This is a genomic window from Oleiphilus sp. HI0043, from assembly GCF_001634935.1.
Genome location: NZ_LWEY01001938.1, coordinates 1 through 518 on the forward strand (window position 1 = coordinate 1; position 518 = coordinate 518).

The window sequence follows — 518 nt, forward strand, 5'->3', positions numbered from 1 at the left end:
ATAAGTGCTCAATCACATCGCCACCCAAACCTATCCTCTGCAAACCAAAGACTTCTTTTCTCAGTAAATCATAGAATGCCTCAAAAACTGGAGCGCCTATAGAGTCCAGGTCATAACGGTGATCCCATTGCTTAAGCATCTGATAGAGTTCACCTGTTTCACCATTTGATTCCAGCAGCGGCAATAGAATATCTAGAAACAACCCTGCTTGCTTTGAATAAACGTCCATCTGCAGAGCTTTCATTGATTCGATATCGTGCGTTTTATGGCTCGCCAATACCTCTTCAATTCTACTCGCTCGGTAATCCCCCATCGGCATATTAATTGGATCAACACGCCCCAGGTGGTTTAGATCCTGATTCGCCGTGACTAAATAGCCATTTTCGGGATTATAGGCACAAGGCAAGTCTTCTATATCCACCAGACCCTGCCAATCATTGTTTGAATCACAGCCCGATATTGGCACAAACCCATTCCAACCAGCACAGCGCTTAGGCATTAGACCCGACATCTGATAA

1 protein-coding gene is annotated in these 518 nt (G+C 44.8%); it reads right to left on the minus strand.

The genetic code is table 11. The features are described from left to right. The coding region (locus A3729_RS29980; protein ID WP_231877537.1) for a penicillin acylase family protein at positions 1-499 on the minus strand (499 nt) is incomplete at its 3' end. Positions 500-518 lie beyond the last annotated feature (19 nt).